General features: G+C 33.1%; 15 protein-coding genes and 1 tRNA gene. 9 read left to right on the forward strand and 7 right to left on the reverse strand.

All coding sequences use genetic code 11. The features are described from left to right. Positions 1-111 precede the first annotated feature (111 nt). The 7 genes from C0512_RS01665 (at position 112) to C0512_RS01695 (ending at position 5,639) form a co-directional block, all read left to right on the forward strand. Positions 112-876 (forward strand): cyclase family protein, encoded by a 765-nt coding sequence (locus C0512_RS01665; RefSeq protein ID WP_290858386.1) that lies wholly within the window; start codon positions 112-114, stop codon positions 874-876. Positions 877-888: 12 nt separating this feature from the next. Continuing rightward, positions 889-1,287 (forward strand): hypothetical protein, encoded by a 399-nt coding sequence (locus tag C0512_RS01670; RefSeq protein WP_290858388.1) that lies wholly within the window; start codon positions 889-891, stop codon positions 1,285-1,287. A 15-nt stretch (positions 1,288-1,302) separates the two neighbouring features. Beyond that, on the forward strand, positions 1,303-1,665 hold the full coding sequence (locus C0512_RS01675; RefSeq protein WP_290858389.1) for an MmcQ/YjbR family DNA-binding protein: 363 nt from the start codon (positions 1,303-1,305) through the stop codon (positions 1,663-1,665). Between the two features lie 321 nt (positions 1,666-1,986). Continuing rightward, positions 1,987-3,309: an OmpP1/FadL family transporter gene (locus tag C0512_RS01680; RefSeq protein WP_290858390.1), complete on the forward strand. Its 1,323-nt coding sequence runs from the start codon at positions 1,987-1,989 to the stop codon at positions 3,307-3,309. Between the two features lie 233 nt (positions 3,310-3,542). Continuing rightward, entirely contained in the window at positions 3,543-4,778 is a 1,236-nt protein-coding gene (locus C0512_RS01685; protein WP_290858391.1) for an FAD/NAD(P)-binding oxidoreductase, read from the forward strand. Positions 4,779-4,808: 30 nt separating this feature from the next. Beyond that, the gene (locus tag C0512_RS01690) at positions 4,809-5,120 is read left to right on the forward strand and encodes a TusE/DsrC/DsvC family sulfur relay protein (protein ID WP_290858392.1); all 312 of its coding nucleotides are present in this window, start codon (positions 4,809-4,811) and stop codon (positions 5,118-5,120) included. A 15-nt stretch (positions 5,121-5,135) separates the two neighbouring features. Next, a complete protein-coding gene (locus tag C0512_RS01695; protein ID WP_290858394.1) occupies positions 5,136-5,639 on the forward strand; it encodes a DsrE/DsrF/DrsH-like family protein in 504 nt (167 codons plus the stop codon). A gap of 59 nt (positions 5,640-5,698) precedes the next feature. On the opposite strand, the gene C0512_RS01700 is transcribed toward C0512_RS01695, so the two are convergent. Further along, positions 5,699-6,799, reverse strand: a complete 1,101-nt coding sequence (locus C0512_RS01700) for a DUF4407 domain-containing protein (protein ID WP_290858396.1) — start codon at positions 6,797-6,799, stop codon at positions 5,699-5,701. Positions 6,800-7,036: 237 nt separating this feature from the next. Next, on the reverse strand, positions 7,037-8,425 hold the full coding sequence (locus C0512_RS01705; RefSeq protein ID WP_290858398.1) for a dipeptidase: 1,389 nt from the start codon (positions 8,423-8,425) through the stop codon (positions 7,037-7,039). Positions 8,426-8,561: 136 nt separating this feature from the next. Here C0512_RS01705 and C0512_RS01710 point away from each other — a divergent pair. Beyond that, positions 8,562-8,643 (forward strand) — tRNA-Leu (locus tag C0512_RS01710). Between the two features lie 117 nt (positions 8,644-8,760). Here the strand turns inward: C0512_RS01710 and C0512_RS01715 are convergent. Beyond that, positions 8,761-9,414: a hypothetical protein gene (locus tag C0512_RS01715; protein WP_290858399.1), complete on the reverse strand. Its 654-nt coding sequence runs from the start codon at positions 9,412-9,414 to the stop codon at positions 8,761-8,763. A gap of 224 nt (positions 9,415-9,638) precedes the next feature. Between C0512_RS01715 and C0512_RS01720 the strand changes: the two genes are divergently transcribed. Continuing rightward, entirely contained in the window at positions 9,639-11,768 is a 2,130-nt protein-coding gene (locus C0512_RS01720) for a M3 family metallopeptidase (RefSeq protein ID WP_290858401.1), read from the forward strand. A gap of 62 nt (positions 11,769-11,830) precedes the next feature. Here the strand turns inward: C0512_RS01720 and C0512_RS01725 are convergent, their stop codons facing one another. From C0512_RS01725 to C0512_RS01740, 4 genes are all read right to left on the reverse strand, one after another. Continuing rightward, positions 11,831-12,193, reverse strand: a complete 363-nt coding sequence (locus C0512_RS01725; protein WP_290858402.1) for a nuclear transport factor 2 family protein — start codon at positions 12,191-12,193, stop codon at positions 11,831-11,833. A 1-nt stretch (position 12,194) separates the two neighbouring features. Next, positions 12,195-13,070 carry a pseudouridine synthase gene (locus C0512_RS01730; protein ID WP_290858404.1) on the reverse strand — a complete coding sequence of 292 codons (876 nt, stop codon included), beginning with the start codon at positions 13,068-13,070 and terminating at the stop codon, positions 12,195-12,197. 82 nt (positions 13,071-13,152) lie between these two features. After that, positions 13,153-14,073, reverse strand: coding sequence for a geranylgeranylglycerol-phosphate geranylgeranyltransferase (locus tag C0512_RS01735; RefSeq protein ID WP_290858405.1), 921 nt, complete (start codon positions 14,071-14,073; stop codon positions 13,153-13,155). 83 nt (positions 14,074-14,156) lie between these two features. Further along, positions 14,157-15,095, reverse strand: coding sequence for a mevalonate kinase (locus C0512_RS01740; protein WP_290858407.1), 939 nt, complete (start codon positions 15,093-15,095; stop codon positions 14,157-14,159). Positions 15,096-15,128 lie beyond the last annotated feature (33 nt).

The following is a 15,128-nucleotide window of genomic DNA, read 5'->3' on the forward strand; positions in this document are numbered from 1 at the left end:
GGGTTTCATTAAGTCTTAACTAAATTTACTAAATTTGAAAATATTTCATTGTTTCTTAATGAAGCTTAATGAAAATTTCCTTAATCCCTTAATGTTAAAAAAGTTGAAACTTTGAAAGCAACTATCACCCACCAAAACAGTACCTTCCAAGTAGATTTATCAAAACCCATTGATATTTCGCTGCCGTTATCCAATACCGAAAAAAATCCGATTGCGTGGTATATCGAAAAACCGCAGATAGAACCCGTTCGTTTTGGTTCGTGGGTGGGAAGTGTGAAAGGCGGTGCCACAACCAATTTCAATAATATTTTTTTCAATCCGCATGGACATGGAACGCACACGGAATGTTTAGGACATATAACGAAGGAGTTTTACAGTATTAATCAAGCTTTGAAAACATTTTTTTTCACAACTGAACTAATTTCCATTCAACCGGAACAACAAGGAGATGATTTTATAATCACCAAAACCCAAGTGGAGAAAGCTTTAGGAACAACTACTCCGGAAGCGATTGTGATTCGCACCTTACCCAATTTAGAAGAAAAAAAGTCAAAAAATTATTCCCACACCAATCCGCCTTATCTACACGAAGAAGCGGCTACATTTATTCGAGAAAAAGGCATTCAACATTTATTGATTGATTTACCGAGCGTTGACAAAGAAAAAGATGAAGGCAAATTATTGGCCCACAAAGCCTTTTGGAATGTAAAAGATGTAAATGATTTAAATGAAGATGCACGAAAAAGTGCAACGATTACGGAGTTAATTTTTGTAGATGATGCTGTGAAAGATGGTTCGTATTTGTTGAATTTGCAGTTTGCTTCTTTTGAGAATGATGCGAGTCCGAGTAAACCACTTTTATTTAAAATGGAATAAATAATTAAAACTATGAATAGAAAACTAAAAATAGTTTTAATAATTATAGCAGGAATTTTGATAGCATTTTCTGCATATTTATTGATTTTTTTCTTTTCTGCAACTGACACTAAAAATATTGAGCTTGAAGGATATGTATATGATTCTCAATCAAAACTTGCAATTAAAGATGCAATTGTTACTATTGAAAATTATAGATATGAAAGTAATAGTGGCAAACAAAACTATGATGAATATCTCGGAAAAGATAATTTTGAATTAATCACAAATGAAAAAGGATATTACAAAATTGAAATTAGTAAAAGTGCATTTATTGTAATTGAAGTTAAAAAAGAAGGGTACAAATCTAAAACAGAAAGTGAATACTCTTCAAAATATGTGACTTTTAAAACTAATTTAGAAAAACAATAATAATTCTTTATTGAAATGAACATTCAGGATTTATATGATTTCTGCATCTCCAAAAAAGGCGTCACTGAACATTTCCCTTTCGACGAAGACACCTTAGTTTTTAAAGTAGGTGGAAAAATGTTTTGCTTAACCTCTTTAAAAGATTGGGAAAACGGAACCCCTTCTTTAAATCTAAAATGTGACCCTGAAAGAGCCTTGGAACTTCGTGCCGAATATGATGCGATTAATCCGGGTTATCACATGAGTAAAATGCATTGGAATACAGTTGCTTTTAACAGTGATGTGGATGATAAAATGATGCGAGAACTGATTAACCATTCCTATGAATTGGTTTTTAAAAGTTTATCAAAAAAATTACAAAACGAAATAATAATCTAGAATTAGTAAATTTATACTAGATTGTTTTTTTTTAAATTTTATCAAACCACGACGAATTTATCGTTTATCGAGATTTTTTTGTTCTAAAATCTTTCTTTAAAATTTACAAAAACCTGATTTTTATCATTTTTATTAACACCTATTTTATTTAAATTATAAAATTTAGCTTCAACTTTATAGCTTTGATTATCAATAGTTTAAATTAATTCATAATCTTTTTTTATATGTATCAATTGTTACAAATAAAAAAATTATAATGACTTAAATTTATAGTAGCAAATCAATAAAATTTGTTTTTACTACTAATTAAAATTTACGATTATGAAAAAAATTTTGTTACCCGTTTGTTTATTTCTACTATCATCTCTTGCTTATTCTCAAACAGGGCACATCATGCAAGGTGTTGGGGCTTTTAATATGTCAATGGGAGGAGCATCAACTGCACAGCCTTTAGATATTTCTGGGGCATTACAATGGAACCCGGCTTCTATTTCTGCTTTTAATGACAAAATCATTAAGTTTGATATTGGAATGTTTTATTCTTCCCCGGAATTATTTTCTACAGTTCCTGAATTTAACGAATCAGGGCAACCTACCGGTAATTTTTTCAGTGGTTCTACAAAAGATGATCGAGGTGTTTCGCCCATGCCGGCATTAGCTATGGTTTGGGGCAAAGAAGGAAGCAAACACACCTTTGGTGCCTCAGCATTCGGGGTTAGCGGGTTTGGGGTTACATTTCCGGAAAGCACAACAAACCCAATAAATATGCCTCAAAGTATGGGCGGTTTTGGAAGAGTTGAATCAGACTATATGTTATTACAAGTAGGTTTTACTTGGGCTTATGAATTATCAGAAAAATTTTCAATTGGTATTGAACCAACATTTAACTATGCAACATTAGAATTAATGCCTAATCCAACTGCAAATCCTTCTCAAGCAGGTTATCCATCTACTGACAAAGCAAATGCAACGGGATTTGGTGGACAAATTGGGTTATTTTATAATTCCGGAACTGGATTTAAAGCAGGTGCTTCTTATAAAACCGCACAATATTTCAGTGATTTCGAATTCGAAAATACCTATTTGGATAATTCAACCGGTACAAATAAATTCAACATGGATTATCCAGCAATTCTATCATTTGGTCTAGGTTATTCCAAAAGCGATTTTGATTTTGCTTTAGACTACAGAATGGTTGATTATGAAAACACAGATGGTTTTTCTGAAACAGGATGGACACCAACAGCTTCAGTTGCTGGATTTGGTTGGGATAATATATCAATAGTATCAGCCGGTATTCAATATAAAGGAGTGAATAAATTCCCTTTACGTTTAGGATATACTTATAGCTCAAACCCAATTAGTAGTGATGTTGCCATGTTTAATATTCCAGCAACTGCAGTGATTAAAAACGCCTATCAACTTGGATTTAGTTACTTAGCTGCAGACAACATTTCTTTAGATGCAGTTTATCACCACGGTACTAGTTCCGGCAAAACATCAGGACAATTGCTTAATCCAATGTTTGCCTCAAGTTCAAATCCTTATGGTGCCATTCCGGGCAGTAATGTTTCTTATGATATGACAACAGACCTAATTATGGTGGGTATATCCTATAAATTCAGTAAAAAACAAACAAACTAACAGATTGCAATTGAAGATTGAAAAGCGGTTTCTCTACAAAGGAATCGCTTTTCATTAACTTCTTTTCATCTTCATTTTTGTTTATTTGAACAAATCAATTTTACAAAGTAATTCTTCACTTCATTAAAGATATAATCACTTTTTTTATATTTAATTGTAACAATTGTCACATAGTAAATTTTAATAGAATTGTAACTTTGATAAGAGATTTAACATTACATAATTTATAAAAAATGAAAAATTTAGTAATACTTGGAGCAGGAACAGCCGGAACTATGATGGCGAGCCATTTAATTAAAAAATTAAATAAATCAGAGTGGAAAATCACAATAGTTGATCAATACAAAACACATTATTATCAACCCGGATTTTTATTTTTACCTTTTGACACTTACAAACCGGAAGATGTGAAAAAAACTATCGATGAATTTATTCCAAAAGGAGTGAAACTCGTTCGTGAAAAAATTGATAGTATAGACAAAGACTCCGATACCGTTTTATTAGAAACCGGAGAAAAATTGAAGTATGACATTCTTATAATCGCTACAGGAACCAAAACGGCTCCCGGAGAAGTAGAAGGAATGTTGGGAGATTATTGGTATAAAACAATCTTTGATTTTTATACATTCGAAGGAGCGTTAGCCTTACGCGACAAATTAAAAACATGGAAAGGTGGTAAATTAGTAGTTCATATTACTGAAATGCCAATTAAATGCCCGGTTGCACCTTTAGAATTTGCCTTTCTGGCCGATTCATTCTTCCTTACTAAAGGAATGCGTGATAAAGTAGACATAACTTATGTAACACCACTTTCAGCAGCATTCACAAAAGAAAAAAGTGCAGAAGCCTTAGGTTACTTGCTTAAAGAAAAAAACATTAAAATTGTAACTGATTTTGCCGTTGAACACATCGATGGAGAAAATGGAAAAATTGTTGATTATGGTGGGGATGAAGTGACTTTTGATTTATTAGTAACCATTCCAACTAATATGGGTGATGAAGTAATGGCTAGATCCGGTTTTGGCGACGATATGAACTATATACCTACTGATAAACACACGCTACAAACAACTGTGAAAGAAAATATTTTTGCTATTGGTGATTGTACCAATGTTCCTGCTTCAAAAGCCGGTTCTGTGGCTCATTTTCAAGCAGAAATATTAACCGAAAACATCTTATTGTATATTGACGGGAAAGAATTAAAACCGGACTTTGACGGTCATGCAAATTGTTTTATCGAAACTGGTCACGGAAAAGCACTTTTAATTGATTTCAATTACGAATATGAACCCGTAAAAGGCAAATTTCCATTCGCAGGAATTGGACCTTTAAATTTATTGACAGAATCTCGATTGAATCATTGGGGAAAATTAGCATTCCGATGGATTTATTGGAACATGTTGCTTCCCGCAAGAAAACTACCGTTCATCACACCAAAAATGAGCAAAGCAGGAAAGAATTTTAACTAAAAATAATGTTTAATTTAAAATAATAATAAAATGGAAAAAGTATATGCAGGAAAATCAGTTAGTGTTGACAGCAATGGCTATTTAACAGATTTATCCCAATGGAATAAAGAAATTGCAATTGAAATTGGAAAAGAAGAAGGAATAGAGGAAGTTACTCCCAAACATTTTGAGGTGTTAGCCTATTTGCAAGACCAACATAAAAAAGATATTGCTTTAACAATTCGAGGTGTTGGAAAAAGTGGTATAGTGGATATCAAAGAATTGTATGCTTTGTTTCCAAAAGGGCCATTGAAAATTTCCAGTAAAATGGCAGGAATACCAAGACCAAAAAGTTGTATTTAACTTAAATTTTTCAAAATGGAAACGAAAGAAAAAAAACCGCTCGAGAAAGTTTGTATAATTTGTGCCAAAGGAAATCTGGAAGATGTTTATGCCTCCTTGGTTATGGCCAATGGAGCCGTAATGGAAGGCATCGAAACAAATCTGTTTTTCACCTTTTTTGGATTGGAAGGCATTACAAAAAAATCGATGAATCATCTCCATACTGCAACAACTGGTAACCCTGCTATGAAAATGCCAGGCGGAATTCCATTTCCAACAATGTTGGGTGGTTTACCGGGAGTAGAATCAGCTGTTTCAAGCATGATGAGAAAACAGATGGATGAATTAGGAATGCCTCCTGTTGATGAATTTTTGGAAATGATTACTGCCGGCGGTGGAACTATTTACGCTTGTAAACTTGCTGTTGACATGTTTAAATTGACTAAAGAAGATCTGTCAGATGAAGTAACGGATATCATCACTATTGGTGAATTTTACGAATTATGTGATGGTGACAGAACCCAAATAATTTTTACGTAGTATTTAGTATTTATTTGAAAAAAGGCAATGGAAATTTAGTTCCCATTGCCTTTTTAAATTTATAAACTCTTTCGCTGCTTCTCTACAAAACCATCCGCTTGCAATTCTAACAATTCAATAGCTCTTTTTTTCTTGTAATCATATAAACCTTTGTCTTCTCGAATATCGGCATACACTTTATCGTAAATGGAAGCATCGGTTTGTTTTTGCAAATCACTTTGGTATTTGTTTTGGGATAGTACATTTTTTACCGCCAGTTCTCCATCTTCCTGTTTAAAATCATACTCTCCTCTTGGCGACAATAACTTGGCAATAATCGGAGATGTTTCAATAGCTAAGAAAAGTAACATAATAAAAAAAGAGGGCAACCAAGGCAATTTATCCAAGGCATTGATGCGAGCCATTAATCCGTCAAAACCATCGATAATGGGTTGTGTTTCGGTTATTTTTTTATCCAAGTCGGCTTGAAGAATTTTCCCTTTTGATTCTAATTCGGAGATTTTCGCAAGATTACTTGTTTTTAAAGTCGCTAATTCTTGTAAAGCCGCATCGTGTTTTTCACGTTTTTCCTTATAAACCGGACCTTTTCCGAGTTTTTTAGTTCCTGCAGTTCCTTCGGCTTCGGTGATGTAAACGGCGTATAAATCGTTGACTTCTTTTTCTTTTTTAATAATATCCGATTTCAAACTATCCATTTGAGCTTTATTTTGATCCACATCGGTTTGGAAATAATTAGCTACTTGTTTTTTATTATTCAAGGCCATTTCATTTTTCTCTTTCAACAAAACAGTATTAATTTCTTTTTCAAAAATTTTGATTTCCAATGGTTTTGAAATGACAATGGCGATGATAACCGCCAACACAATTCGAGGTGAAGCTTGAATGAATTCATCCAGAAAACTATCTCTTTTTTTGATAGTGGAAACAATAAAACGATCGAGGTTAAAAATAAGTAAACCCCAAACCAATCCAAAAAATACGGCTGTATAAATGTTATCAAAAACGGTATAGAGAGCATAACTGCCGGCAATAAAGGCCATAACTGCCGTAAAGAAAACTGTCGCACCGATTCCGGCATATTTGTTTTGTTCGCCATCGGAACAACTTTCGATGATTTGCTTGTCGGATCCCGAACAAAGCAGGAAGAATTTTTTGAGCATGATGATTGATGATTTTACTACTGAAGCGAGTTCAGTAAAATGATTGATGATTGATTAGTATGATTTTAACGTCAAAAGTTTCAAAATGTTGTAAATAGTTGAAAAGTTGAGAGTTAAAAAAACAACTGATTAGCTGATAAGTTTTCATATAGATTGAAGACTGAATTCCAAATCGGGGCAATAAAAAATCCGTTTATTCAATTGAATAAACGGATTTTTAGAATATTTTTCTATGGTTTATTTTGATAACTCAACAAAATATTTGTAAAACAACGGAATGGTTTCAATTCCTTTTAGATAATTGAAAATTCCAAAATGCTCATTAGGCGAATGGATAGCATCGCTGTCAAGACCAAATCCCATTAATATAGTTTTTGATTTTAATTCTTTTTCGAACAGTGCTACAATTGGAATACTTCCACCGGAACGAACCGGAATGGCAGGAACGCCAAAAGTTTCAGTATACGCCTTATTCGCTGCTTTATAACCAATGCTATCAATAGGTGTTACATATCCTTGGCCGCCATGATGTGGAGTCACTTTGACTTTCACTGATTTTGGAGCGATACTCACAAAATGATTTTTGAATAATTCAGTGATTTCCTCCCAATCTTGATTTGGAACTAATCGCATAGAAATTTTGGCATAGGCTTTACTGGCAATGACTGTTTTGGCTCCTTCACCGGTATAACCTCCCCAAATTCCGTTAACGTCTAATGTTGGTCGGATGGAATTGCGTTCGTTGGTTACATAATCGGCTTCGCCATGTATGTCTGCGATATCTAATACTTTTTTATAATTATCTAACGAGAATGGTGCTTTAGCCATTTCAGCTCTTTCGGCAGTGGTTAATTCTTCCACTTTGTCATAAAAACCGGGAATGGTGATATGATTGTTTTCGTCGTGCAACGATGCAATCATTTTAGCTAAAACATTAATTGGATTTGCTACTGCTCCACCATAAAGTCCGGAATGTAAATCGCGATTTGGTCCGGTCACTTCTACTTCTACATAACTTAATCCGCGTAACCCAGTCGTTATCGATGGTTGCTGATTGGAAATCATTCCCGTATCGGAAATTAAAATCACGTCGTTGGCTAATTTTTCTTGGTTATGTTCAACGAACCAACCCAAACTTTTAGACCCTACTTCCTCTTCTCCCTCAATCATGAATTTAACGTTACAAGGCAAGCAATTATTGGCAACCATGTATTCGAATGCTTTCACATGCATATACATCTGACCTTTGTCATCACAAGAACCACGGGCAAAAATAGCTCCTTCTGGGTGAATTTCAGTAGTTTTGATAACCGGTTCAAAAGGTGGTGATGTCCATAAATCCATCGGATCGGGTGGTTGAACATCGTAATGTCCATAAACCAAAACGGTAGGCAATGATTTGTCTATTGTTTTTTCTCCATAAACGATTGGATATCCCGGGGTATCGCATAATTCTACGAAATCGCAACCGGCTTTTTCAAGACTTGCCTTTACTGCATGTGCAGTGTCAATAACATCCTGTGAGTAGGCACTATCAGCACTTACTGAAGGAATCTTAAGTAAATCAATCAGTTCACTAATAAATCGTTCTTTATTTTGTTGAACGTAGTTTTTTATGTTGTCCATTGTAAAAAGTAAAAATGATAATGTTCAAAAATACAAAAAATAAAGGGCTAAAAAAATTCATCATTCATAATTTAAAATTCAAAATTATCTCTATATTTGCACCCACTTATTGAAACAGCAACTGTTTTATTCGACCGCGGGTATGGTGAAATTGGTAGACACGCCAGACTTAGGATCTGGTGCCGCAAGGTGTGTAGGTTCGAGTCCTATTACCCGCACAAAGCTCAAACGAAAGTTTGGGCTTTTTTAATGGAAATAAATTAAAATAAAAAAACCACCTGTTCTAGACTGCACACAGGTGGTTTTTCCTTTATACTATATATGAACTAAGTATTTTAATAATCCATTCTTGAAAACCCAAGATTCTCTGTACTTCCATTAAGCCTTTTGTATCCTTCTAAAAAAGGATTTACAGTAACTGAATAGGTCAAATCATAAATTAGTTCATAGCTACCGGAAGTTACCGTGTACTCACAAACTAAAGCTCCTTGTGGATTAAAACTCCAAGTTCCGGTTCCTGTTTCTCCATTATCTGTAATGGATAATGTTCCGTTCACATTAAAATAAATAACTAAATTGGAAACGGGTACCGTTGTTGAACTAGGATCTGAATTATATCCTCCGGTAAATTCTCCACCAAATTGATGTAAAAACAAAACATTGGTAACCGCAAAACCGGCAGAATTAGTTGCTGTTACCGAAATTGAATTACTACCCAATGGCAGATTCTCGTTCCAAGATAATACTCCAGTAGACGAATTAATACTTACTCCCTGATAATTATCATTCAAAGTAAAAATTCCAGATTCATTTCCCCAATTAATAGAAGGAAAATCAGTATTCCCATTAGTATAAAAAGGAATCGGTAATTCTCCTAAATAATAAAAATCAGAAGGTGCTGAAACAATATTATCATCAATATCATCAGCACAGGAAACTAAAAAGGGAATACTAAAGAAAAAAATAAATAACACTTTAACCGTTTTCATAAAAATTTATTTAAGATTTTACATTTTATTGAAATATATTAAAAAAATCAAATAAGTAGGAATTTAATTTTAAAATTGAACAATTATTATGCCTAAATGATTCTGAATAAATTTAATTTAGAATGATACGCGGCCAATGCTGACATTTGTCTTAAAAATAAGTTAATCCAAAAAGTAAATTTTAAAAAATAACTACATTAGCTTTCTTTTAAATAATTCATTTAATGAAATACACTATTTATTTAATTATACTAACAATGGGTTTGTCAAATTTTCAAGTAGAGGCTCAGGAATTGAAACCAATTTACGCAAGCAATCCTTTTTTGAGTTCCTATAAAACTCCTTTTAATGTTCCTCCTTTTCATCTGATTAAAAACGAACACTATAAACCGGCCATTCAAGAAGGAATTTTAATTCAACGTCGGGAGGTAGATGGAATTGCAAACAATAAAAATAATCCGACTTTTGACAATACTATTTTAGCACTCGAAAATTCTGGTGAACTTTTAACTAAGGTAACGACAGTTTTTTACAATATAAATTCAGCTAATACGAATGACGAAATTCAAAAAGTTGCTAACGAAATTGCTCCATTAATTTCAACTCATTCTGATAATATTAATTTAAATGAAAAATTATTTGCCAAAGTTAAAACGGTTTGGAATCAAAAAGATCAATTGAATCTTACGCTTGAGCAAAACAAATTATTGGAAAAAACCTATAAAGAATTTGTTCGCAATGGTGCAAATCTAAATGCCTCTGATAAAGAAAAACTACGTGCAATCAATAATGAAATTGCTGTTCTAACACTGAAATTTGATCAAAATATATTAGCTGAAACCAATAACTACGAATACGTTGTAAACAAAAAGGAACAATTAGCCGGTCTACCGGAAGAATTAATCATAGCTGCTGCAGAAACCGCAAAAGGTAAAGGAAAAAAAGGGAAATGGGTTATCACTCTATCCAATTCAAGTGTAATGCCTTTTTTGCAATATTGTTCGAATAGACAACTTCGGGAAGAAATTTGGAAAGCTTATAAAAACCGTTGTAATAACGGAAATGAATTTGACAACAATGCAGTTGCTCTTCAAATAGCAAATAGACGAGCTGAAAAAGCAAGATTATTAGGTTATAGAACACATGCTCATTATGTTTTGGAAGAAAGTATGGCCAAAACACCGGAGAAAGTGATGACTTTTTTGAATCAACTTTGGACTCCTGCTTTAGAAAAAGCAAAAGTTGAAGAAGCTCAAATTAAACAAATGATGTTGGCTGAAGGCATAAAAGATAATGTTCAACCTTACGATTGGCGTTATTACAGTGAAAAAATTAGAATTGAAAAATTTGATTTAGATGAGCAAGAACTTCGCCCTTATTTCAGTTTAGAAGCGGTTACTAATGGCGTTTTTATGGTTTGTGACAAATTATATGGTTTGCAATTTAAAGAATTAAAAAACATTCCAACTTATCATGACGAGGTTACTGCTTGGGAAGTAATGGAAAAAAATGGCAAACATTTAGGTATTCTTTATATGGATTTTTACCCAAGAGCATCTAAACAAGGTGGTGCTTGGATGACTTCCTACAAACCTCAACAAAAAGAAGGAGATAAACGCATTCCACCCATAATTTCAATTGTTTGCAATTTTTCAAAACCAACCACTGATGCTCCGGCACTTTTCACTTTTGATGAAGTAACAACTTATTTTCATGAATTTGGTCATGCTTTACACGGTTTATTATCGAATGTGTCGTATAAAAGTTTAGCAGGAACAAATGTTTACAGAGATTTTGTTGAACTACCATCACAAGTCATGGAAAATTGGGCAGCTGATCCTGCCGTATTAAAAATGTATGCAAAGCATTATAAAACGGGCGAAATTATTCCGGATGCCTTGATACAAAAATTAGAGAATTCAGGCACTTACGGTCAAGGATTTGCTACCGTTGAATACTTAGCATCTGCCTTTTTAGACATGGATTTTCATACTTCTACCACTACAATTACAGGTACTGCCGAAGCTTTTGAGAAAGAATCCATGAAAAAAATAGGATTAATTCCTTCCATAATTCCACGTCATCGAGCAAATTATTTCAGTCACATTTTTGCCGGAGGTTATTCAGCAGGATATTACAGCTATATCTGGTCAGGTGTTTTAGATACTGATGCATTTGACCAATTTAAGAAAACCTCTCTTTTTGATAGCGAAAAAGCAAATTCATTTAGAATTAATATTTTGGAAAAGGGAGGAACGGAAGAGCCGATGGAGTTGTATAAAAAATTCAGAGGAAGCGAACCAAGCATTGAGCCGCTTTTGAAAAAACGTGGTTTAGAAACGCCGTCAAAATAATTCAGGTTATTGTTAATTCCAAAAAAAATCCCGAAATGATTGTTCATTTCGGGATTTTTTAGTTAACCGTGATACACTCTCGAAAGAACAATTTTTTTGTCTCGAATTTCCAAAACCTCAGCCACTAACATATCTTCTTCATTATCAACTGAGCGAAGATATTCCATAAAAACGCGATCTGAATTGGCCGTTAATGAAGTAACTTTATAATTCAAAGACGGCAAACGATCAAAAGAATCTTTCCACCAATCACGCATCGCTTCTTTTCCAATCACTAAACCGTTTGTTTCAGGTTTTCTGATTTTTAATTTCGGACTGAAATGTTGGGCATTATCATCATAAAGTGACAACAACTGTTCTAAATTATGATTATTGAATGCATCAAACCATTTATAAGCAATCGACATGATTTCCTGTGAATTCATGTTAAAAATTCTTTAGGTTTATGATTTCTTGTTCAGTTAAGGCACGCCAATTACCTCGTGGCAAATTCTTTTTAGTTAAACCGGCAAAAGAAACCCGATCAACTTTTATTACATCATAGCCGAATTTTTCAAAAATTGCCCGAACAACTTTTACGTTGGGTGTACGAAGTTTAATGCCTATTTCTGTTTTGGGTTGATCATCAATATAACTGATTTCATCAACATATAAACGGTGCTCGTCAAAAGATATTCCGCCCGCTATTTTTTCTAAATCTTCAAATTTTAAATTTTTATCTAATGAAACTTGGTAAATTTTTGGTGATTTTTGATTGGGTAAACCAAATTTACGTATCATGTCCGTGTCGTTTGTAAATAACAACAAACCGGTAGTATTTTTATCCATACGGCCGATTGCCTGCAATTTTGCCTGAGAAGCATTTTTAATCAATTCAAAAACGTTTCGCATATCGCGATCATCTTCCACGGAAGTAGTGAAATTCTTGGGTTTATTTAATAAAATATATTCTTTTTTTTCAGGAACAATTGTTGCTCCATCAAAATTGACCACATCACCGGGTTTAACTTTATAACCCATTTCAATGATAACTTCGCCATTCACCTTTACATTTCCGGATTGAATGTAAATATCCGCATCACGACGGGAACATGCACCGGAATTAGCAATGTATTTATTCAAACGAATATCATCTGATTTCACTTTTGGCTTGGCAGCCGGTGGTTGAGTATCTGTAGTTACTTTTTTAGGTTTTTGCGAACGCTTAGCCATGGCCGGTTTAGGCTTACTAAAACCCGTTGGTTTTCCTTTTGTATTTCTGTTGGAAGTTGATTTTCTGTTGCTTCCCTCTTTCTTGTTCATCCTTGAAAATTTTTGCAAAGATACGGAATTCGAAATTGGTTTGTCGCCTTGTTTCAAAATCAAATAAAAAGAGACTTTTTTACTAAATCGCTAAAACCTCCCGACCATGAATCAATACGGATGGTTTGATAAGAATTATGCTAAAAACCCCAGCAACAATTATGAATTTAATTATATTATGTAAAAGCAAATAATTTTCTTTTGAATTCGATTTCCATAATTTCATTATAAAGAAAATAAGAACAATAAAGCTGACATAAAAATAAATATCCATGTAACCAACATCATAAATTTCAATTAAAATATAAACGGGGAAAATGGAACATATTATTAAAAAAGTAATCACTTTTTTAGAAAATGATTCTCCTAAAATGACCGGAAGTGTTCTGTAATTTTGAGCCATATCACCTTTGATGTTTTCTAAATCTTTTATCATTTCTCTAATAAGAATAAGTAAAAAAAGAAAAGAAGCATGAGCAAAAATGACATAGTATTTCTCGTTTCGAACATTTTCTAAAAGTCCATCTATTTTAAAATAATAAAGTAATATGCCGAAAAAGGGTAAAACCGCCAATAAAGCCGCCATTATGTTTCCGACAATTGGGTACTTTTTTATTTTATGTGAATAAAACCAAATTAAAAAAATATAACTTGAAAAGAATAACGTGGCTCGCCAAGAAACTATCATTGCCATCAAAAAAACTAAAAAATTGAGTCCAAAATAAACCTGCAACTTTGTTTTTTGAGAAACCAAACGGTCTAACATCGTTTTGTTTGGTTTGTTGATTAAATCTTTTTTACTATCGTAAAAACTATTAATTATATAACCAGAGGCAATAGTTATTGCTGAAGCAAAGACAATGACAAAAAGATTAAAATCGAGCAAGACATCAAGAGCTCTTAAATCTGTAGATAAAATAAAAATTGCCGCTAAATATTGTGCTAAAATGATAACCGGAATGTTATAGCCTCTAACCACTGAAAACAAACTGATTATTTTCATTAAAATCAATTTATTTTTTCTGGATAATGCCATAGTTCACAAAAATCAAGACTGAGAATCCTGATTATCTTTATTTAAAGCTATTAAAATTGATAAACTACTTCCAATTTATAATCCTTTAATGATTTTTTGGCTTTTTCAAGGTCTTGTGTAAAACCAAGAATATAACCCCCGCCACCTGAACCACAAAGTTTTAAATAATAATCATTGGTGTCGATTCCGTTTTGCCAAATGTTGTGGAATTGTTCCGGAATCATCGGTTTGAAATTATTCAAAACTACTTTAGACAATTTTTTTGTATTTGAAAAAAGTGATTTCATATCGCCTTGCAAAAAATTTTCTACGCAAGCGTCGGTATGTTTAACAAACTGATTTTTAAGCATTTTTCGAAAGCCTTGGTCTTTCAAATTTTCCATAAAAATATTCACCATTGGAGCAGTTTCCCCAATTATACCGGAATCTAATAAAAATACAGCTCCCTTTCCATTGGTAGTTTGTGAAGGAATGCCTGTTGGCTCAATATTATCTTTAGAATTAATCAGAATCGGCAAACTTAAATAGCTGTTTAAAGGATCTAAACCCGAACTTTTCCCATGAAAAAACGATTCCATTTGCGAGAAAATAGTCTTTAATTGTAATAACTTCTCACGGGTTAAATTTTCTAAAACCGTGATTTTATTATTGGCATATTTATCATAAATAGCAGCAACTAAAGCTCCACTACTTCCTACGCCATACCCTTGTGGAATGGAAGAATCAAAATACATCCCTCTTTCAATATCGCTATTGAGTAATGCTAGATTGAAAGTTACCAATTCAGATTGCTCGGCTTGCAATTGCTCTAAATGCAAAGCAAACTTGCGTAAACTTTCGTTCGATTTAATGGCTTCGTTTGATGGGTTTTCACTAACCTTCAACGCACCATTGTAAAAATTATAGGGGATAGAAAGTCCTTTTGAGTCTTTGATGATTCCGTATTCTCCAAAAAGAAGAATTTTTGAGTAAAAAAGAGGTCCTTTCATATTTAATTTACAATTGACAATTATTAATTGATA

Origin of the sequence: Flavobacterium sp., from assembly GCF_013822155.1 — a bacterium.
GTDB lineage: Bacteria > Bacteroidota > Bacteroidia > Flavobacteriales > Flavobacteriaceae > Flavobacterium.